The sequence below is a fragment of the Mangrovibacter plantisponsor genome (assembly GCF_003182475.1).
GTDB classification, from domain to species: Bacteria; Pseudomonadota; Gammaproteobacteria; order Enterobacterales; family Enterobacteriaceae; genus Mangrovibacter; species Mangrovibacter plantisponsor.
In genome coordinates, this window is the sequence record NZ_QGTS01000001.1 from 380,387 (window position 1) to 401,324 (window position 20,938).

A 20,938-nucleotide genomic window follows, 5' to 3' on the forward strand; every position below is an offset into this window, starting at 1 on the left:
TAATACAGCTACGAAACCGGGTCTGGCATCACCCAGACCAGGCCAAAAAACCTGCTGGTACTCAGAATAAATCAACGCAATACCCGCACCACTTATTGTGCTGGAAAGTGGCCCGGGTATTGACGAACCCGGTGGTCAGTCGTGGATTTTCACACCAAGGCAGCCACGAACGAATTCAGGATTAAAGTGTTTTACTGCTTCGCCAACGTAGCCTTCATCCAGCGAACTGATTTGAGCCATTTCGCCATCCGTAAGTGAGAAATCCCAGACAGCAAAGTTCTCTTCAATACGTTCCTGGCGCGTGGATTTAGGGATAACCGTTACACCACGTTGCAGATTCCAGCGCAAAATAACCTGAGCAATGGTTTTGTTATGGGTGCTGGCAATGCTTTGCAGCATTTCATTTTCATAAGGGTTATGCCGCCCCCCCGCTAACGGAGCCCAGGCTTCAGGCTGAACGTTGTAGTATTTCATGGTTTCAAGTGCATCCGGTTGTGCAAAGTAAGGATGCAATTCGACCTGGTTTACCATGGGTTTGATTCTGACAGTTTCGCAGAAATTTGCTAATACGTGCGCATAGAAATTGGACACCCCAATTGCTTTCAGTTTCCCGGTGTCATATGCATCTTCCAGAGCGCGCCACGCACTGAAGTAATCCCCCATTGCCTGATGCAGTAAGTAGAGGTCAAAATATTCTAACCCCGATTTTTCCAGCGATGCTCCGATACCGGCTTTCGCCATATCGTAGTCAGCCATATCCTGCACCCACAGTTTGGATGTGATAAATAATTCCTCGCGGGTACACAGACCTTCTGCGATAGCTTCACGAACAGCATCACCAACAGCATCTTCATTGCCGTAAACGGCTGCGGTATCGATAAGGCGATAACCTGCCCGAATTGCACTCAACACGGACTGTTTACATTCTTCTTTATCGGTTACCTTAAACACACCAAAACCTGCCATCGGCATTTTAAGGTTGTTGCTTAATACTGAATATTCCACGGTTGAGCTCCTCTGCCATCTCAAGGCATCATTCTAGAATAAAAGTATCCATGTAATTAATATGCAAAATAAGATATGACTTGTGAGCAGAACTCATTAATCAGACACTCGCTGTTTGCGGGCAAAGCGGGAAAGCTTGCACAAGGAATAAGGCCGCCAGGAGCCAGAAACAACAATCTTAGCAACGCGCCAGAACCTGAAACTGCCCCGGGGTCATACCCATAAACCGCCTGAAAACCACAATAAATGCGCTCACATTCTCATAGCCCACCAATAAAGCAGCCTGAGAAACTGGCGTACCACTCTGTAAAAATTCCAACGAGCGCAATACCCGCGCCTTTTGCTTCCACTGACTGAATGTTAACCCTGTCTGCTGCATAAAAAGCCGGCTTAATGTCCGCACACTTAACCCAGCCTGTTTAGCCATGACTGACTGAGATAACACATCCCCGGTGCCCGCTAATACAAACTGCGCAACCTGTTTTGCCCGTGCATCTGCAGGAAGAGAGAGTTGCGACAACGCGGGTGTGGCCTGTTCGATTTCGTCCACCAAAACCTGTTCCAGGTGCATTAAGTATGGTGAATGAACGCCAGCCGGAACTCGCTCACTGACCTTCTGTAATAACAACTGCAAAAAAGGGGAAGCGGTGCGAATACAGGGCAACAAAGGAAGTAGTAAAGTTCCTGTGGGGCTACAGTGCAGAATCTCTCCACGGGCATCAACAGGCATCCAGGCACTGTGTGGTATTTCTGCAGGGATCCACCCTATAACCCCTGGCGTTACCGCCCAGTGCGTGTGTTCAGCCTCAATCATGATAATGCCCCGGGTAACCCAATACAGTTGCCTGGTTGAATGACGGTGGCTCGGGGTATGGTGTTTAGCTGTATGGTTCAGGGGCTCTGTGCTTTTTATCATGTTGGCCGATTCGCGTTATTGATTGTCACCTCAGGGTTACCCTGGCTGAACAGATAAGGCATATCCTCCGGTGACAGTAAATCACACGAGGTAACACCTGTGGATAACCATATCCCACTGATAAGCGGAGCACTGGAAGCAGTAATTACCAGCCCCGAATATAACGAGAAAATATTAGAGACTTTTTTTGCCCCGAACTACCACCAGAGGGTGAACGGTATTGAGCTTGATTACACTCAGTTTGTCGCACATCTGTCACAACTGAGGCAACTCACCACGGCGATGGAACTCAACATTCTGGCTATCGCGCAACAAGAGGACAAGGTACTGACTCACCACCTGGTCGACGTATCCAAAAAAAATGGCGGGCATGTGCTGACCGAAGTGTTTGCCAGCTTCACTGTGGATCACGGGCTAATTATTGGCTGCCAGGAGCTCACCCGGCTCATTGAAGGCCAGGCGGAAGATACATATCTGGGGAGTGTGCGCTGAAGAGTTAAATCATTTCAATAAATTAATGTTTTTTGCTCTGCCCGTACTGGCAATGCTACGCATTCATACATAACCATTGCCGTTCCCTCCGGCAATAGTTATGTTGTTCAGGCTCTGACTGGGTAAATGACGTCCAATAAAACAGGAATGCATATGACAATAAATTCGCAATCAATAATTAGTTACTCTGCCATTGAACTTAGTGAAATAATGAATGCCTGTTTTGAGCGCTATGTCATTCCTATAAAAACCACCCCGGAATATTTTATCTCTCGTTTTATATCTGAAGGAATAAGCTTCAATGATTCCTGTGTCTGGAAAGATGGGGAGAACATTGTTGCAATCACTATTATCTGCCTGCGAAGTAACAAAGCGCGCCTTGCTGCTTTTGCACTCGCACCGGAGTATCGTGGCAAAGGCTTAGCTAAAAAACTATTAAATTATTCCTTTCAAAAACTGAAAGAAAAGAACATACAAGAGATCCATTTAGAAGTCATTCAGGAAAATCATGTCGGCGTAGAGCTATATAACTCACTTGGGTTTAATATCACCCGTGATTTAGTAGGATTTAAATCACAAAGTAATAATAAAAAGAGCGAAGTGGAATTTATCTCTGGTTCATACGATGAGCTGGTGAAGGATATCTGCAGGCAGTCGCCCCTTGAAGTACAGTGGCTGATCTCCCCATTATCTTTTCATACTATCCCGTGTAAAATCCTTAATTATGTAAATAAAGGATGGGCTGTGCTGGACACTTTATCTGGCACTGAACAATTACGCTATATTTTCATTACCCCAGAGTACAGGCGTCAGGGTTTTGCTACCAACTTTTTACGCGATATATCTGTTGCATACCCAGGAATTACCACTCCCGTTGCAATCCCCGGAGAGCTACAAAGAATGTACTTACAGGCAGGCTTTTTTGAACTCCCCATCAAGCAGTACGAAATGGTATTAACCTTATGATGAGGCTAATCTCTGCATTTTTTAAGCATAAAAATGAATATGGGAAATCATGGAGCGGGTGAAGGGAATCGAACCCTCGTATAGAGCTTGGGAAGCTCTCGTTCTACCATTGAACTACACCCGCACTGGAAGTGCGTAACGCATTATAGACATTTGAAATTGATTAACAAGAGCCGTACGAACTGAGTGCTGTCATTTTAAGCAACCGCCCTGCTTAGCAGGACGGTGATTTCCCTTGAGGGGGCAAGTAACGCAGTGGATCCAGTGCTGTCGCTTTGTAGCGGATCTGGAAATGCAGTTTTACTGAGTTGGTACCTGTGCTGCCCATAGTGGCTATCTTCTGCCCGGCCTTCACCTGCTGGCCATTGGTAACCAGCATGCTCTGATTATGACCATAAGCAGTAATGTAGTTTTCATCGTGCTTAATCAGAATCAGGTTGCCGTAACCCCGCAACTGGTCGCCAGCATAGACCACACGCCCGGCAGCCGCCGCATAGATTGGTTGCCCACGAGTACCTGCAATATCAATGCCTTTATTGCCGCCATCTTTACTGGACCAGCCATCAACCACTTTCCCCTGTGTCGGCCAGCGCCAGCACTTACTGCCGGGGGAAGGCCAGTTGGCAGGGGCCAGTTTTGCCGGTTGCGACGCGCTGCTGTTACGTGCAGTTGTGGTGGTTTTGGTTGATGCCTTCGGCGTCACTGTTTTACCAGGCGAAGAGCCGCTCAGGCGCAAACGTTGCCCAACCTGGATGGTATAAGGCGATGAAATGCCATTAAGGCGTGCCAGCGTACCCACTGAGTTACCAGAACGCAGTGCGATGCGATACAGCGTATCACCACGCTGGACGGTGTAAGTTGAACCAGAAATTGGCGTATTGTTGCGGGATGCACTCCCGGAACAGGCGGCCAGAGACAGGGCTAAAAACAGACAGATAATTGGCCGAAGCCAGTGTGAAAAAGTTATTCCCGAACTCACGCACTCTCCTCTGGATCTATTCAGATAGCTTCCGGTGCTGATGGCAAGACGGTAAACCAGGCCGAACGATAGCGAGAAAACGCTCCCCAAATGGGGAGCGTTAGCGGATTATTTCACCGGACGCATAGCCGGGAACAGGATAACGTCACGAATGGTATGGCTGTTGGTGAACAGCATAACCATACGGTCAATCCCGATACCCAAACCTGCAGTTGGTGGCAGACCGTGTTCCAGTGCAGTGACATAGTCTTCATCGTAGAACATAGCTTCGTCATCACCGGCGTCTTTCGCAGCAACCTGCTGAGCAAAACGATCAGCCTGATCTTCAGCATCATTCAACTCGGAGAAACCATTACCAATCTCACGGCCGCCGATAAAGAATTCAAAACGGTCGGTAATTTCCGGGTTTTGATCATTACGACGTGCCAGTGGAGACACTTCTGCCGGGTATTCAGTAATAAATGTAGGCTGGATCAAATGGCTTTCTGCCACTTCTTCGAAGATCTCGGTCACTACGCGGCCCAGCCCCCAGCTTTTCTCAACTTTAACACCGACAGACTCAGCAATTGCCACAGCTTTCGCCATATCGTCCAGATCCGCCATATCGGTTTCCGGGCGATATTTTTTGATAGCTTCACGCATGGTGAGTTTTTCAAAAGGTTTGCCGAAATCAAAGGTTTCATCACCATAAGGCACCTGAGTCTGGCCCAGAACTTCCTGCGCCATTGTGCGGAACAGGGATTCGGTCAGTTCAATCAGGTCTTTATAGTCTGCATACGCCATATAGAGTTCCATCATGGTGAACTCAGGGTTATGGCGCACAGAGATACCTTCGTTACGGAAGTTACGGTTGATTTCGAACACCCGTTCAAAACCACCCACGACCAAACGTTTCAGGTACAGCTCAGGAGCAATACGCAGATACATATCGATATCCAGCGCATTGTGGTGTGTCACGAACGGGCGCGCAGAAGCCCCACCCGGAATCACCTGCATCATCGGCGTTTCTACTTCCATAAACCCGCGGCCTACCATGAATTTACGGATACCAGCCAGAATACGTGAGCGTACCTGGAAAGTATGACGGGATTCTTCGTTGGCGATCAGGTCGAGATAACGCTGGCGATAACGCATTTCCTGGTCAGAAAGACCGTGGAATTTATCTGGCAACGGGCGCAGTGCTTTGGTCAGCAGACGCATCTCGGTGCAATGGATGGTCAATTCACCGGTTTTGGTTTTGAACAGTTTACCGCGAGCGCCGAGGATATCGCCCAGGTCCCATTTTTTAAACTGTTCGTTATAAATGCCTTCGGCTAAGTCGTCACGGGAAACATACAGCTGAATACGGCCGCCCATGTCCTGCAACGTAACGAAAGAGGCTTTCCCCATAATACGGCGGGTCATCATGCGCCCGGCTACGCTGACTTCAATGCCCAGCGCTTCCAGTTCTTCATTTTCTTTGCCATCAAATTCAGCGTGCAGTTTGTCAGCAGTGTTATCACGTCGGAAGTCGTTCGGGAAAGCCACGCCCTGCTTACGCAGTGCAGACAGCTTTTCACGGCGGTTTTTCATTTCATTATTAAGATCGACTTCAGTGCCCTGTGATTGTTGTTCAGACATGTTGGTTCCTCATAACCCTGCTTTCAAACTTGCTTCGATGAATTTATCCAGACTGCCGTCCAGTACCGCTTGCGTGTTACGTGTTTCCACGCCAGTACGCAAATCTTTGATACGGGAATCATCCAGTACATAAGAACGAATCTGGCTGCCCCAACCAATATCAGACTTGGTTTCTTCTACTGCCTGTTTCTCAGCATTTTTCTTCTGCATTTCCAGCTCATACAGCTTCGCCTTCAACTGCTTCATTGCCTGATCTTTGTTCTTATGCTGAGAACGGTCATTCTGGCACTGAGTAACCAGCCCGGTAGGAACGTGCGTAATACGAACCGCAGATTCAGTCCGGTTTACGTGCTGGCCACCTGCTCCGGATGCACGATATACGTCAATACGTAAATCAGCCGGGTTAATTTCAATATCAATGTCGTCATCGACTTCCGGGTAAACAAATGCGGAACTGAATGACGTATGGCGACGGCCACCTGAGTCGAACGGGCTCTTACGCACCAGGCGGTGAACGCCGGTTTCAGTGCGCAGCCAGCCATAGGCATAATCACCCATCACTTTCACAGTGGCGGATTTCAGGCCGGCAACTTCACCTTCAGACTCTTCAATAATTTCGGTTTTAAAACCTTTGTCTTCCGCCCAACGCAGATACATACGCAGCAGCATACTTGCCCAGTCCTGCGCTTCAGTACCACCAGAACCGGCCTGAATATCGATATAGCAATCTGCGCTGTCGTATTCGCCAGAGAACATACGGCGGAACTCAAGCTGACCCAGTTTCGCGTCCAGTTGATCCAGCTCGACGATCGTTTCATTAAACGTTTCTTCGTCGTCAGCTTCTACCGCCAGCTCTAACAGGCCATTGACATCGTCCAGGCCTTGCTGCATTTGGTCCAGTGTGCCAACAATGGCTTCCAGTGAGGAACGTTCTTTACCCAGCGCCTGTGCGCGTTCAGGTTCGTTCCACACATCGGGCTGTTCCAGCTCGGCGTTTACTTCTTCAAGACGCTCTTTCTTCGCATCATAGTCAAAGATACCCCCTAAGAACGTCAGTGCGCTCGGTGAGGTCCTGGATGCGGTTTTTTACCGGGTTAATTTCAAACATGGTTGCGAATCTTACGTTGAATTAAGAGAAGACATATGCGGTTACAGACCGGGAAGTCTACCGGATTTACTGAACATTTTATACCTTAAAAATTTACGCCCCAGGCGGTTATTTCACCTGGGGCGCTCTGGCGGATAACTGGCGGGAATATTTTGGGTAATTACACCGGCCAGAGGTTTTCGATAATTAACTGTAAGTTGCGGTTACCACGAAACTCATTGATATCCAGCCGATAAGCCAGTTCGACTTCTTTTACGCCCATATCGGGCCAGCATTGTGTATCCACATTAAAAGCAATGCCATCCAGTAACGGACCGCCACCAACAGGCTCCAGCATCACTTTCAAATGGCGTTCGCCCACCAGCCGTTGCTGCAACAAGCGAAAACGCCCGTCAAACTGGGGTTCCGGGAACATCTGCCCCCAGGGACCAGCGTCACGCAGCATTTCAGCGACGTTCAACGTCATTTCCTGAGGTTCCAGCAGGCCATCCGACCAAATTTCACCTTGCAGCATAGCGGGATCCAGCCATTCATCCACCAGCGCGGCAAAATGTTCGCGGAATGTTTCAAACTGCGCTTCTTCTAAAGACAGCCCGGCAGCCATGGCATGACCGCCAAACTTCAGCATCAGCCCGGGGAAACGCGTATCAAGGCGTTCCAGCGCATCACGCATATGGAAACCCTGAACAGAGCGCCCGGAACCTTTCAGGCTGCCGTCACCAGCAGGTGCGAAAGCAATTACCGGGCGATGGAAACGCTCTTTCATGCGCGAGGCCAGTATACCCACCACGCCCTGATGCCACTCCGGGTGGTACATTGCCAGCCCGGAAGGCAACGTTTCACCGCTGCGCTCCAGTTTGTCGCACAACACCAGCGCTTCCTGCTGCATGCCCTGTTCTATCTCTTTGCGCGTCTGGTTCAGTGCATCCAGCTCACTGGCTAACATACGTGCTTCGCCGGGGTTATTGCACATTAACAGCGCCACGCCGACAGACATATCATCCAGCCGCCCTGCGGCATTCAGGCGCGGGCCAATGGCAAACCCCAAATCCATCGCCACCAGGCGTGATGCATCGCGGTTAGCCACTTCAAGTAGTGCACGGATCCCGGGGCGGCAACGCCCGGCGCGAATACGGCTTAACCCCTGCCAGACCAGTATCCGGTTATTGGTATCCAGCGCCACGACATCTGCCACTGTACCCAGTGCCACCAGGTCCAGAAACTCCGCAAGGTTAGGTTCTGCCCTGCCCGTTTCAGTGAACCAGCCAACAGCGCGCAAATGGCTGCGCAGCGCCATCATTAAATAGAACGCCACCCCCACACCTGCCAGTGATTTGGAGGGGAAATCGCACCCGTGTAAGTTGGGATTAACCATGGCATCTGCTGCGGGCAATGTTTCACCAGGCAGGTGGTGATCGGTAACCAGCACCGGGATCCCAAGCTCATGAGCCTTGTCCACACCCGCATGTGACGAAACACCGTTATCAACAGTCATGATAACCTGAGCACCACGCTGGTGTGCCTGAACCACAACTTCCGGGCTCAGACCATAGCCATCTTCAAAACGGTTAGGAACCAGGTAATCCACATTGGCGCCAAACTGCTTTAACGCCAGCACACTCAATGCTGTGCTGGTTGCGCCATCGGCATCAAAATCGCCGACGACCACAATGCGCTGCTGGTTCACCAGAGCCAGGTATAAAAAAGCCACCGCGCCGTCCATACCGCTCAGTTGCTGCCAGGGAAGCAACCCTTTGACACTGCGCGCTAAATCCTCTTCACCATGTACCCCACGGCTGGCATAAATGCGCCGTAATAACGGCGGGAGAGACTCTGGAAGTACCGCCTGGTCATCAACGACCCGGCGGCGAAGTTGCAACTGTTTTTTCACCCGAAACTGACCACGCTTTGCTGAACTTTAACTGTCATGTTGATCCAGGAAGTTTTTCATTTCTTCAGGCCCCTGGTAGCCTGGGATCACGCTGCCATTTTGCAACACCACGGCCGGTGTGCCCTGGATACCAAACTGCAGCCCCAGGTTGTAGTGTTTTGCGATATCAACCTTGCAATTCGCCGCAGGCGCTTGTGTACCAGCCATAGCGTTATCGAAGGCTTTTTTAGGGTCTTTGGCACACCAGATATTTTTCATGGCAACCGCCGTTTCACTTTGCAGGCCCTGGCGAGGGAAAGCCAGGTAACGCACAGTGATGCCCAGGCTGTTATAGTCCTGCATCTGCTCATGCAGTTTGTGGCAATAGCCACAGGTGATGTCCGTAAACACGGTAATCACATGTTTTTCCTGAGCGGCTTTGTATTCAATCATTTCGCCTTTCAGGGCTTCCAGTGAACTGACTAACAGCGCGTTAGTCACGTTAACCGGGCGCGCGCCACTGACATCATACAAAGGCCCCTGAATCACATGTTTGCCATCTTCAGTGACATACAACACGCCTGCCGGTGTCAGCACTGTTTTCATCCCCGGTACAGGTGAAGGCTTGATGGTCATCTGGCTTACACCCAGTTTCCCCAGCGAAGTTTTGATGGCGTCGTCATCGGCGTGCACAAGGCCTGGCAACATCCCTGCCATTAAAGAAAGCAATACAAACCCTTTTTTCATAAAACATCCTTTTGCTTCGGCACTCACGCGCGAGGGTGGTGCTGTTGATGAAGTTGGCGCAGTCGTTCCGTGGCCACATGTGTATAAATTTGCGTTGTAGAAAGCGAGCTATGCCCCAGCAGCATTTGCACCACACGCAAGTCCGCACCATGGTTTAACAGATGCGTGGCAAAAGCGTGGCGCAACACGTGAGGTGACAGCTTCTCACTGTCGATTCCCGCCAGCGTAGCGTAATGTTTAATACGATGCCAGAAAGTCTGGCGTGTCATCTGCCTTGCCCGCTGGCTGGGGAAAAGCACATCAGACGCCACACCATTGAGTAACCATGGACGGCTGTATGTCAGGTATTGTTCCAGCCAGTAAACCGCTTCTTCACCCAGTGGCACCAGGCGCTCTTTATCGCCTTTACCAATCACGCGTACCACCCCCTGGCGCAGGCTGACATCACTCATACTCAGGCCCACCAATTCCGACACACGCAACCCGGTGGCATAGAGCACCTCCAGCATGGCTTTATCGCGCAACTCCAGGGGAATATCCACCACCGGTGCCTGCAGCAGGTGCTCAACCTGGATTTCGCTCAGGTCTTTGGGTAAGCGTTGAGGGAGTTTTGGCGATGCCAGCCTGGCGCATGGGTCATCAGTACGCAGTTTTTCGTTGTACAAATACTGGAAAAAACGCCGCAGAGCGCTCAATAAGCGTGCGGAACTGGTCGCTTTGTATCCGCCTTCAACCCGTTCTGCCAGCAATGCCTGCAAATCGTCACCCGTTGCGGATAACACGGTTTGTTGCCGGTGGTGGAGCCACTCCACCGCCATGTGTAAATCGCGCCGGTACGCACTGAGCGTATTTTCCGCCAGGTTGCGCTCAAGCCACAGCGTATCGAGGAACTGCTCAATCAGTGCAAGATTGTCGTCCATTTTCGCCTCGTATTTGTCCAGATATGCGCATTATGCCTTAACCTGCGGGGGATCTGGTACACTATGCCTGTTGGTATAAGAAATGAATGGTTAACATGATGAAAATCGGCCTTTTTTATGGCTCCAGCACCTGCTACACCGAAATGGCTGCGGAAAAAATTCGCGACATCATTGGCCCGGATCTGGTGGAGCTGCACAACCTGAAAGATGACTCCCCCACATTAATGGAAAGCTATGATGTGCTGATTATGGGGATACCGACCTGGGATTTTGGTGAGATCCAGGAAGACTGGGAAGCCATATGGGACAAACTGGGCGACCTTAACCTCAAGGGAAAAATTGTCGCACTGTACGGCATGGGTGACCAGGAAGGTTACAGCGAGTGGTTCCTTGACGCACTGGGCATGCTGCACGGCAAACTACAACCTCTGGGCGTTCACTTTATTGGTTACTGGCCAACAGAAGGCTATACCTTTACCAGCCAGAAACCCGTCACGGCAGATGGCAAGCTGTTTGTTGGTTTGGCTCTGGATGAGACCAGCCAGTATGACCTGAGTGACGAACGGCTGGAAAACTGGTGTGAACAAATTCTTGGTGAAATGGCACAGGCATTCGGCTGACCAGCCCCGGCAATACTTATGTACTGCCGTGTTGGTTCAGTAAGCGGCGCAAATCACGCCATGCTTTTTGGTCCATGCTGTCTGCTGCCAGCCATAAATGGTGTTTGCGCCCTCCCGGGAGGCGGCGCAAACACAGCAAAACGCCATACTTCAACATCCAGGGCTGGCCTGCCAGAGCCCACTCAGCTTCTTGCCATTTAACCCGGTTTTCGGTTAACAGTTGCAATTCACCATGGCGGGCATTTATACGCCGCTGGCTTCTTACGCAGTCGAACACCACCAGCGAAACCAGCAACAGCCATACAGGAGTCCAGGCCAGTGGCCAGGGCAAAAACAGCACTGCCGCAGCGACTAAACCGTGCAGCAGCAGTGAAAGCCATTGCGTTTGCCAGGAAACCCGCAGGTCAGAGTGCCACAGGACCACGAGCCATATTCCGTGACTGAATCAGTGCAACCATTTGGGCCAGTTCCGGGTCTTCTGGCGAACCGTGGTTCATCAGCCAGTTAAAGAGATCCGGGTCATCGCAGGTGAGTAACCTGACAAACGCTTGTTTCTCGCTGTCACTCAACGTGTCATATTCATGCTCGAAAAAAGGCATGATGGAAATGTCTAACTCGCGCATACCGCGGCGGCATGCCCAATGAATACGAGCTTTATTATTGATATCCATACATTCTTTCCTGTAATCCACAAGCGGGTACCTGGCTAGTTTACCTTGTTTTATCGCCACTCTTCACCGGAATATGCGATTTTCCTTGATCCTTCTAACTTTACTCTTAATGTTGCAGGCTATTACATTAGCCTGCAGCCCTGCACGCAAAGGCACAAAAGGTATGGTGAAAGCCCTTGCAATGGCTTGCGTCTCTTTTACCATAGTTGGCATATCGCACTCATTTAAACGGGACTAATACTATGTCTTTCAATCCGTTTGCGCCTCGCCAGGCGGTTAACGCAGCCCGCCTTCCTTTGACATTAATGACACTGGACGACTGGGCCGTTGCCACCATCAGCGGCCCTGACAGTAAAACATATCTTCAGGGGCAACTTACTGCAGATCTTGCTCAGCTAACGGAACATGAACATGTGCTGACAGCACATTGCGATGCCAAAGGGAAAATGTGGAGCAATCTGCGGTTATTTCCCAATGAACAGGGTTTCTCCTGGTTACTGCGCCGCAGTGTGTGTGAAACACAGTTGAGTGAACTGAAAAAATACGCTGTTTTTTCCAAAGTCACCATCGCACCAGATGATAACGCAGTGCTGCTCGGTCTGGCCGGTTTTCAGGCCCGTGCCGCTCTGGCCTCTGTTTATACCACCTTGCCAGATGCCAGCCAGCCAGTCGTACAGGATGGCAATACCACGATTCTGTGGCTGCCTTTGCCTGCCGAGCGCTTTTTACTGGTAACTGACGCCTCTCAGGCTCAGGTAGTGGCCGATAAACTAAAAGGTGAAGCCCAGCGTAACAACAGCCAACAATGGCTGGCTCTGGATATCGAAGCTGGCTACCCCGTTATTGATTTGGCCAACACCAATGAATTTATTCCACAGGCTGCAAACTTACAGGCTCTGGGGGGAATCAGCTTTAAAAAAGGCTGTTACACCGGGCAGGAGATGGTGGCACGGGCAAAATTCCGTGGCGCCAATAAGCGCGCAATGTGGCTGTTATCTGGTAAAGCCGGGCATATTCCTGCCGCGGCAGATGCACTGGAAATGAAAATGGGTGACAACTGGCGGCGTACCGGGCGTGTTCTGGCCGCAGTATCACTGGAAGATGGCCGAACCCTGGTTCAGGCCGTAATGAATAACGATATCGAGCCTGGCACCGTATTCCGTGTTTTGGGCGACGAAGGCAGCGAACTCAGTCTTGAGCCACTGCCTTATTCACTTGAAGAAGAAGCCTGATTCCACCACGTACTGGCGCCAGGCAAGGGGCAAACGCGTTCTGCCTGGCGTACTTCAACAGATATGCGCCTTAACCTTACCCTGGTATCCTCCTGCCAGCTTTACCCCACATTTACCCAACATAAAAGTAAATCGCCAGGAAATGGCACACGCTCCCCCCCAGCACAAAGCCGTGCCAAATAGCGTGGTTAAACGGGATACGGCGACAGACATAAAAAATCACCCCCAGGGAATAAACTACCCCACCCGCTGCCAGTAAAGTCACCCCACCCGGGGCAATACGCATTGCCAGTTGGTACACCACCAATAATGAAAGCCAACCCATAGCAAGGTAAGTTACCAGCGACAGTACTTTAAACCGGTGAGCAATGGTGAGCTTAAACAGGATCCCCGCTAATGCCAGGCTCCAGATAATCACCATTAAGGTATGCGCCAGTGGCGAGCGCAGCCCGACCAGCAAAAATGGTGTGTAAGTACCGGCAATCAACAGGTAGATGGCACAGTGGTCAAATTTTTTCAGTAGCGGCTTAATTCGCGCATGCGGAATGGCGTGGTACAGCGTGGACGCCAGGAACAGCAATATCATACTGCCGCCATACAGGCTGTAACTGGTTATGGCTGTCGCATCCGCCCGGGTATCCACGGCCTGAATCAGCAATAACACCAGCCCAACGATGCCAAACACCAGACCTATCCCATGGCTGATACTGTTGGCAATCTCCTCTGCCAGAGAATATCCCTGCGCAAAACGTTTTGTCCGGGCCATAAGATCAACTCCTGGAAATAATAAGGTCACCGCACGTATAGCCTAACTGAGAATGATTTCAGTGAACACATGTTCACTGAAATTTAATATGTGTACAGGTATTTCCAGGTTGATCGCAGGTAAGCGGAATTTGTTTTACAATTTGCGCAGGCGCATAACAGCAGGATAAGAACGATGACCGGTAGTACTCCTGGCTTTGGTAAATTTACCGATATCATTAATTTTCTTATGGAAATTGACAAACTCAAGCGGGTTGAACGCCGCACCCGGCTGTTAGGCGGAGGGCGTGCAGAAAACAGCGCTGAGCACAGCTGGCATTTTGCTGTAGCCGCAATGAGCATGGCACCTTTCGCAGGCAGCAAGGTGGATATTGACCGGGTAATAAAAATGGCACTGCTGCATGATGTTGTCGAAATAGATACCGGTGATGTACTGGTGTACGACCTGGAAGCCCGCGCCGCCATTGCCAGCCAGGAAGCTCAGGCAGCAGAGCGTTTGTTTGGCCTGCTGCCTGCCCCGCAAAACAGCCAGTTTTTGGCACTCTGGCAGGAATATGAAGCGGGCACCACGCCCGACGCCCAATTTGCTGGCGCGCTGGACAGAGTGTTACCGGTGCTGCAAAACCTGCATAATGAAGGGCAGAGTTGGCAGGAGAACCAGGTCAGGCTTGAGCAAGTTCTCAACCGTAATACCTGTGTTGGCGATGTCTGGCCGGACTTATGGGAACATGTCAAAACACAGTTATATGCCGCTCACGAAAAAGGCTGGTTACGCTAACAACCATTGGCTTGATGACTCAGGATACCCGCTGTGACCTTATTTAACCATGCGGCAATCGCCGGGCTGAACAACCTGGAATTGCTGGTCTACAACTACGCCATCAAGAATCATGATGCCGTGATGTACATGACTATCCGGGAACTGGCAGAAGCCGCCGGAGTTTCAACAACCACGGTCTTACGTTTCTGCCGCAAGCTGGGTTGTGATGGTTATTCTGAGTTTCGTGTGCGCTTCAAGCTCTATTTATCCCAGGCTGAACCACTGCCCGCCAATTTTGGCACTGGTGAAATCATCAGTTTCTTTAACAGTGTGAATAACCCGGAGTTTGATACGTTGCTGAACCAGGCCGTGGATATTATCTGCCATTCAGAGCGTATTATATTTGTGGGGGCCAGCACATCCGGCTCGATGGCGAAATACGGCGCACGTTTTTTTTCCAACATGGGAAAATTCAGTAACCATATTGATGACCCATATTTCCCGGTCAACAACGATATGGCGAAAAACGCGCTGGCAATTGTGCTTTCCGTTTCCGGGGAAACGCCAGAAATTTTGCGGTTTGCCAGCCAGTTCAGCCTGCATCACTGCAAAGTTATGTCAATCACCAGCAACGACAACTCGTCACTGGCCCGCATGGCGGATTTCAATATCTCCTGGCATATTCCCCAAATGCGCATTTCTGGCAATCACGATATTACCAGCCAGTTACCTGTCGTCTATATTCTGGAAACATTAGGCCGGAAACTCGCCCGAAAGCTGGCCTAAAAAACGCCCTGTTTTTTGCATGTAACTAGTCACAACCCACTGATTTTGTTATATCGTGACATTTGCATCTGCTTTTGCCAGACTCTGAAGCATGACTTTTAACTGCTGAATATCCGTTCTGTTTTACGCCCAATTTCCGGGCGGTAAAACCAGGATATCGCGTGCACACTCAGAGGACGTTATGAAAAAACTCACACTGCCAAAGGATTTTTTGTGGGGTGGTGCTGTTGCAGCACACCAGGTTGAAGGCGGCTGGGATAAAGGCGGAAAAGGCCCCAGCATTTGTGATGTGCTGACCGGTGGTGCTCACGGTGTGCCACGCGTGATTACCCAGCAACCAGAAGCAGGCAAATACTACCCTAACCATGAAGCTGTCGACTTCTATGGTCACTACAAAGAAGACATTAAGCTGTTTGCTGAAATGGGCTTCAAATGCTTCCGGACATCCATTGCCTGGACCCGCATCTTCCCCAAAGGGGACGAAACCCAGCCAAATGAAGAAGGCCTGAAATTTTACGACGAGATGTTTGATGAAATGCTCAAATACAATATTGAGCCGGTCATAACTCTGTCGCATTTTGAAATGCCTTTACACCTGGTGCAGGAATACGGCGGCTGGGCTAACCGTAAAGTTGTCGATTTCTTCGTTCGCTTCGCAGAAGTGGTGTTTGAGCGTTATAAATCCAAAGTGAAATACTGGATGACGTTCAACGAAATCAATAACCAGCGTAACTGGCGCGCGCCGTTATTTGGTTATTGCTGCTCTGGCGTGGTGTATACCGACCATGATAACCCTGAAGAAACCATGTACCAGGTGCTGCATCACCAGTTTGTTGCCAGCGCAATGGCGGTTAAAGCCGGCCACCAAATTAATCCGGAAATGAAAATTGGCTGCATGCTTGCCATGGTGCCGTTGTATCCGTTTACCTGTAACCCGGATGACGTGATGTATGCGCAGGAATCCATGCGTGAACGTTATGTCTTTACCGATGTGCAATTACGCGGTTACTACCCGGCTTATGTACTCAACGAATGGGAACGTCGCGGCTTTACCATCCACATGGAAGAAGGTGACGAGCAAATTCTGCGTGAAGGGTGCTGTGATTACCTGGGCTTCAGCTATTACATGACCAATGCGGTAAAAGCAGAAGGTGGTAGTGGCGATGCCATTTCCGGTTTTGAAGGCAGCGTACCGAACCCACATGTTAAAGCGTCTGACTGGGGCTGGCAGATTGACCCGACAGGCCTGCGTTATGCACTGTGTGAACTGTATGAACGCTATCAGAAACCGCTGTTCATTGTCGAAAATGGCTTTGGCGCGTACGACAAAGTTGAAGACGATGGCAGTATCAATGATGACTACCGTATTGAGTACCTGCGCGCACATGTCGAGCAAATGGTGAAAGCTGTCACTTATGATGGTGTGGATCTGATGGGCTATACGCCATGGGGCTGCATTGACTGCGTCTCTTTCACTACCGGGCAATACAGCAAGCGCTACGGGTTTATTTATGTGAATAAACACGATGATGGCACAGGTGATATGTCACGTTCACGGAAGAAAAGCTTCTGGTGGTATCAGGGCGTGATTGCCAGCAATGGTGAAGAACTCTGATAACCAAACCAGCCGGTTTCTCAGGCCCCGCATTACTGCGGGGCTTTTTCTTTTACAGGCTGATACCAACCTGCGTGCAGGTCACCTTGCGGCAGGGTTACAGTCATTTTTACAGCCCACCAGCCAAATCAATAAATGAGCCTGTCACGTAAGACGCATTGTCACTGAGTAACCAGACAATTGCCTGAGCCACTTCATGGGGTTCTCCCCCGCGTTGCATGGGCAAACGGGACTTAATTCTGTCTACCCGACCGGGTTCACCACCACTGGCATGCATCCCGGTATAAATAAACCCAGGCCGGACACCATTCACGCGGATCCCCAGAGCAGCCACTTCCAGCGATAACCCCCGGGTCAATGTATCCAGCGCGCCTTTTGACGCGGCGTAATCAACATATTCGCCAGGTGACCCAAGACGGGCCGCCGCAGAAGAAACATTCACAATAGCGCCTCCCGGGTTACCTGGGTGCTGGCTCATGCGTTTTACCGCTTCCCGGCAGCAAATAAAAGGACCGGTAACATTGGTATGTAATACTGCGTTGATTCGCTCAGCATCCAGCCCTTCAATACCCGACTGAGGAAATAACACACCAGCATTATTGACCAGTGCATGTAGTGAGCCCGGCAACGTATCAATCCAGTCAAATAAATTTACGATGTCCGTTTCCTGTGACATATCAGCCGGATACGCCCATGCCTGCCCACCATGCTGAACAATATCGGTAACCACTTCATCTGCCGCTTGCTGGTTTTCGCGGTAGTGAACCACCACAGAATAGCCGCTTTGCGCTAATAATTGTGCCGTTGCCCGCCCGATTCCACGGCTGGCGCCTGTCACCAGTGCTATTTTCATCCTTTGCTTTACTCCAAAATAAAAAGGGTGCCGAAGCACCCTTAACATAAAATTAACAAAAAACAAAATTTGACTAGTCGTATTCACTCATCGGAACACAGGAGCAGAACAGGTTGCGGTCACCGTACACATCATCCAGGCGTTTAACGGCTGGCCAGTATTTATTGCCGTAGCCTGCCGGGAACGCAGCAAGTTCACGAGTGTAGCTGTGCGGCCAGTCAGCCTGAGCCAGTTCTTGCTGTGTATGAGGTGCATTCACCAGTGGGTTATCACCCAAAGCCCATTCACCCGCACCAACTTTGGCAATTTCACCACGGATAGCCAGCATGGCATCAATAAAGCGATCCAGTTCAACTTTGCTTTCCGACTCCGTTGGTTCCACCATCAGAGTACCGGCCACCGGGAAAGACATGGTTGGAGCATGGAACCCATAATCAATCAGGCGTTTCGCAATATCCAGTTCACTAATACCGGTTTGCTCTTTAAGCGGGCGGATATCCAGAATACATTCGTGAGCCACGCGGCCATCCTGGCCGGTATACAACACCGGGTAGGCATCTTTAAGGCGTGTGGCAATATAGTTGGCATTCAGAATTGCCGTCTGGCTTGCCTGTTTCAAGCCTTGTGAACCCATCATGCGGATGTACATCCAGCTAATAGGCAGAATGGAAGCACTGCCAAACGGTGCGGCAGACACCGCGCCCTGCTGGGTCAGCATTTCTTCAATTTGCACCACGCTGTGGCCTGGAACAAACGGAGCCAGGTGTGATTTAACACCAATCGGCCCCATGCCCGGGCCGCCACCGCCGTGAGGAATACAGAAGGTTTTGTGCAGGTTGAGATGCGATACATCCGAGCCGATAAAACCGGGTGATGTAATGCCAACCTGGGCATTCATATTCGCGCCATCCAGGTAAACCTGGCCACCAGCCTGGTGGACGATGTCACACACGGAGCGGATAGTTTCTTCATACACACCATGGGTGGACGGGTATGTCACCATGATGCAGGAGAGTTTGTCACCTGCTGCCTCTGCTTTGGCACGCAAATCATCGAGGTCGATATTGCCTTGCTTATCACAGGCAACCACAACGACCTGCATACCCGCCATTTGCGCAGATGCCGGGTTGGTACCGTGGGCTGAACTGGGGATAAGACAGATATCGCGCTGCCCCTGGTTGCGGCTTTCGTGGTAACGGCGAATCGCCAGCAGACCGGCATATTCCCCCTGAGCACCCGAGTTAGGCTGCATACACAATGCATCATACCCGGTCAGTTTCACCAGCCACTCAGACAGTTGGTTAATCATGTAATGATAACCTTCAGCCTGATCAACCGGGCAGAACGGGTGCAGTTCAGCAAACTCAGGCCAGGTAATGGGGATCATTTCAGCCGCAGCATTGAGCTTCATGGTGCAGGAGCCCAGCGGGATCATGGCCTGATTCAGAGCCAGGTCTTTACGCTCCAGGCTGTGCATATAGCGCATCATCTCAGTTTCACTGTGATAACGGTTGAAAACCGGATGCGTCAAAATAGCATCATCACGCAGCATTTCTGCCGGTACTGAGCGGCTGTCCAGTGCGGTTTCTTTATCCAGTTGGGCGATATCCAGACCATGGTCGTCGCCCACCAGCACGCTAAACAAGCTGAGGACATCTTCCCGGGTAGTGGTTTCATCCAGAGTAATGCCCACTGCATTATGAATATCACTACGCAGGTTGATACCCTGTGCCTGAGCACGCGCCAGAACACTGGCTTTGTCGCTCACTTCCACGCACAGCGTGTCAAACCAGTGCTGGTGACGCAGTGAAAGCCCTTTTTGCTTCAGGCCGCAAGCCAGAATATCGGTAAAACGATGAATCCGCCCGGCAATGCGTTTCAGGCCAACCGGGCCGTGCCATACCGCATACAGGCTGGCGATATTGGCCAGTAAAACCTGAGAAGTACAAATATTGGAATTCGCCTTTTCACGGCGAATATGTTGTTCGCGAGTTTGCATTGCCATACGCAATGCAATGTTACCGGCGGCATCACGGGATACGCCAATAAGCCGCCCAGGCATCGCACGTTTATGTGCGTCGCGTGCAGCAAAGAAAGCGGCGTGCGGGCCGCCATAGCCCATCGGTACCCCAAAGCGTTGCGCGGAACCGAAGACAATATCAGCGCCTTGTTTACCTGGTGCCGTCAGCATGACCAGCGCCATAATATCCGCCGCAACGCTCACCACGATATTACGCTGGTTCAGTTGCGCGATTAAGTCGCCGTAATTATGCACTTCTCCAGTGGTACCCACCTGCTGCAGTAACACACCAAAGATGCCGGGCAATTCCAGCACTTTATCTGCGTCATCCACCACAACCTCAAAACCAAAGGTTTCTGCGCGAGTACGGACGACATCCAGTGTTTGCGGATGGACATCACTGGCGACAAAAAAGCGGTTAGCATTCTTGAGCTTACTGACGCGTTTCGCCATTGCCATAGCTTCTGCTGCCGCAGTCGCTTCATCCAGCAAAGAAGCAGACGCCATGTCCATACCGGTGAGGTCGAGAGTTACTTGCTGGAAATTCAGCAACGCTTCCAGGCGCCCTTGAGAAACTTCTGGCTGATACGGAGTATAAGCCGTATACCAGCCCGGGTTTTCCAGCATGTTACGCAAAATAACAGGTGGAGTATGAACCGCCGTATACCCCATACCGATAAACGAACGGAAACGCTTGTTGCGGCTGGCAATTGCTTTTAATTCAGCCAGCGCCTGCGCTTCGGTAGCTGCTTCACCAATATAAGGTGGTTGTGCCAGTTGAATATCTTTGGGCACAATCTGCCCGGTCAGCGCATCCAGTGAATCGGCACCAACTGCAGCGAGCATGGCCTGCTGTTGATCAGGCGACGGGCCAATATGGCGACCGATAAACGCTTCATTGTTTTCCAGTTGGCTTAAGGTCTGGGTCATGGGCGGTATTTCCTGAAACGAAACTTACGATAAGTAGATAGCTACAGGGCTGGCAGGTTACCA

At 50.7% G+C, this 20,938-nt stretch carries 20 protein-coding genes and 1 tRNA gene; 7 read left to right on the top strand and 14 right to left on the bottom strand.

The window, feature by feature from the left end; translation table 11 throughout:
• Positions 1-135: 135 nt before the first annotated feature.
• Both DES37_RS01770 and DES37_RS01775 read right to left on the bottom strand, forming a co-directional pair.
• Positions 136-1,005, bottom strand: a complete 870-nt coding sequence (locus DES37_RS01770; protein ID WP_036102766.1) for an aldo/keto reductase — start codon at positions 1,003-1,005, stop codon at positions 136-138.
• Between the two features lie 178 nt (positions 1,006-1,183).
• Complete coding sequence (locus DES37_RS01775) at positions 1,184-1,921, bottom strand: helix-turn-helix domain-containing protein (RefSeq protein WP_110024627.1); 738 nt, start codon at positions 1,919-1,921, stop codon at positions 1,184-1,186.
• A 99-nt stretch (positions 1,922-2,020) separates the two neighbouring features.
• Between DES37_RS01775 and DES37_RS01780 the strand changes: the two genes are divergently transcribed.
• Together DES37_RS01780 and DES37_RS01785 are read left to right on the top strand one after the other, a co-directional pair.
• Positions 2,021-2,413 carry a hypothetical protein gene (locus DES37_RS01780; protein ID WP_110024628.1) on the top strand — a complete coding sequence of 131 codons (393 nt, stop codon included), beginning with the start codon at positions 2,021-2,023 and terminating at the stop codon, positions 2,411-2,413.
• 153 nt (positions 2,414-2,566) lie between these two features.
• Positions 2,567-3,379 (top strand): GNAT family N-acetyltransferase, encoded by an 813-nt coding sequence (locus DES37_RS01785; RefSeq protein WP_170123712.1) that lies wholly within the window; start codon positions 2,567-2,569, stop codon positions 3,377-3,379.
• Between the two features lie 50 nt (positions 3,380-3,429).
• On the opposite strand, the gene DES37_RS01790 is transcribed toward DES37_RS01785, so the two are convergent.
• The 7 genes from DES37_RS01790 to xerD all read right to left on the bottom strand — a co-directional run bounded on the left by DES37_RS01790 (position 3,430) and on the right by xerD (position 10,623).
• Positions 3,430-3,503 (bottom strand) — tRNA-Gly (locus DES37_RS01790).
• A 90-nt stretch (positions 3,504-3,593) separates the two neighbouring features.
• Positions 3,594-4,358 (bottom strand): amidase activator ActS, encoded by a 765-nt coding sequence (gene actS, locus DES37_RS01795; protein ID WP_110024630.1) that lies wholly within the window; start codon positions 4,356-4,358, stop codon positions 3,594-3,596.
• Positions 4,359-4,466: 108 nt separating this feature from the next.
• Positions 4,467-5,978: a lysine--tRNA ligase gene (lysS, locus tag DES37_RS01800; protein ID WP_036102781.1), complete on the bottom strand. Its 1,512-nt coding sequence runs from the start codon at positions 5,976-5,978 to the stop codon at positions 4,467-4,469.
• A gap of 9 nt (positions 5,979-5,987) precedes the next feature.
• A protein-coding gene (gene prfB / locus DES37_RS01805; RefSeq protein ID WP_110024631.1) for a peptide chain release factor 2 occupies positions 5,988-7,086 on the bottom strand; the annotation gives its coding sequence in 2 pieces (ribosomal slippage) (positions 5,988-7,010 and positions 7,012-7,086; 1,098 coding nt in all).
• Between the two features lie 160 nt (positions 7,087-7,246).
• Positions 7,247-8,977 (bottom strand): single-stranded-DNA-specific exonuclease RecJ, encoded by a 1,731-nt coding sequence (recJ, locus tag DES37_RS01810; RefSeq protein ID WP_110024632.1) that lies wholly within the window; start codon positions 8,975-8,977, stop codon positions 7,247-7,249.
• A 27-nt stretch (positions 8,978-9,004) separates the two neighbouring features.
• Positions 9,005-9,703 carry a bifunctional protein-disulfide isomerase/oxidoreductase DsbC gene (dsbC, locus tag DES37_RS01815; RefSeq protein ID WP_036102785.1) on the bottom strand — a complete coding sequence of 233 codons (699 nt, stop codon included), beginning with the start codon at positions 9,701-9,703 and terminating at the stop codon, positions 9,005-9,007.
• 23 nt (positions 9,704-9,726) lie between these two features.
• Complete coding sequence (gene xerD, locus DES37_RS01820; protein WP_036102786.1) at positions 9,727-10,623, bottom strand: site-specific tyrosine recombinase XerD; 897 nt, start codon at positions 10,621-10,623, stop codon at positions 9,727-9,729.
• Positions 10,624-10,721: 98 nt separating this feature from the next.
• Between xerD and fldB the strand changes: the two genes are divergently transcribed.
• On the top strand, positions 10,722-11,243 hold the full coding sequence (gene fldB, locus DES37_RS01825) for a flavodoxin FldB (RefSeq protein ID WP_036102910.1): 522 nt from the start codon (positions 10,722-10,724) through the stop codon (positions 11,241-11,243).
• Between the two features lie 16 nt (positions 11,244-11,259).
• Here fldB and DES37_RS01830 read toward each other — a convergent pair whose 3' ends face one another.
• Together DES37_RS01830 and sdhE are read right to left on the bottom strand one after the other, a co-directional pair.
• Positions 11,260-11,667, bottom strand: a complete 408-nt coding sequence (locus tag DES37_RS01830) for a protein YgfX (RefSeq protein WP_036102789.1) — start codon at positions 11,665-11,667, stop codon at positions 11,260-11,262.
• Positions 11,648-11,914: an FAD assembly factor SdhE gene (gene sdhE / locus DES37_RS01835; RefSeq protein ID WP_036102791.1), complete on the bottom strand. Its 267-nt coding sequence runs from the start codon at positions 11,912-11,914 to the stop codon at positions 11,648-11,650. Before sdhE ends, DES37_RS01830 begins: the two co-directional genes overlap by 20 nt.
• Before the next feature lie 242 nt (positions 11,915-12,156).
• On the opposite strand from sdhE, the gene ygfZ reads away from it, so the two are divergent.
• Positions 12,157-13,146 carry a tRNA-modifying protein YgfZ gene (ygfZ, locus tag DES37_RS01840; RefSeq protein WP_110024633.1) on the top strand — a complete coding sequence of 330 codons (990 nt, stop codon included), beginning with the start codon at positions 12,157-12,159 and terminating at the stop codon, positions 13,144-13,146.
• A 112-nt stretch (positions 13,147-13,258) separates the two neighbouring features.
• Here ygfZ and trhA read toward each other — a convergent pair whose 3' ends face one another.
• Positions 13,259-13,912 (bottom strand): PAQR family membrane homeostasis protein TrhA, encoded by a 654-nt coding sequence (gene trhA / locus DES37_RS01845; RefSeq protein ID WP_110024634.1) that lies wholly within the window; start codon positions 13,910-13,912, stop codon positions 13,259-13,261.
• Positions 13,913-14,086: 174 nt separating this feature from the next.
• Here trhA and DES37_RS01850 point away from each other — a divergent pair, with 174 nt between their 5' ends.
• From DES37_RS01850 to DES37_RS01860, 3 genes are all read left to right on the top strand, one after another.
• On the top strand, positions 14,087-14,689 hold the full coding sequence (locus DES37_RS01850) for an HD domain-containing protein (RefSeq protein WP_036102797.1): 603 nt from the start codon (positions 14,087-14,089) through the stop codon (positions 14,687-14,689).
• Positions 14,690-14,722: 33 nt separating this feature from the next.
• On the top strand, positions 14,723-15,457 hold the full coding sequence (locus tag DES37_RS01855) for a MurR/RpiR family transcriptional regulator (protein WP_036102799.1): 735 nt from the start codon (positions 14,723-14,725) through the stop codon (positions 15,455-15,457).
• Between the two features lie 181 nt (positions 15,458-15,638).
• Positions 15,639-17,072 (top strand): 6-phospho-beta-glucosidase, encoded by a 1,434-nt coding sequence (locus tag DES37_RS01860; protein ID WP_110024635.1) that lies wholly within the window; start codon positions 15,639-15,641, stop codon positions 17,070-17,072.
• Between the two features lie 109 nt (positions 17,073-17,181).
• On the opposite strand, the gene DES37_RS01865 is transcribed toward DES37_RS01860, so the two are convergent.
• Positions 17,182-17,925 carry an SDR family oxidoreductase gene (locus DES37_RS01865; protein WP_110024636.1) on the bottom strand — a complete coding sequence of 248 codons (744 nt, stop codon included), beginning with the start codon at positions 17,923-17,925 and terminating at the stop codon, positions 17,182-17,184.
• Positions 17,926-17,998: 73 nt separating this feature from the next.
• Positions 17,999-20,875, bottom strand: coding sequence for an aminomethyl-transferring glycine dehydrogenase (gene gcvP, locus DES37_RS01870; protein ID WP_110024637.1), 2,877 nt, complete (start codon positions 20,873-20,875; stop codon positions 17,999-18,001).
• Positions 20,876-20,938: the final 63 nt, after the last annotated feature.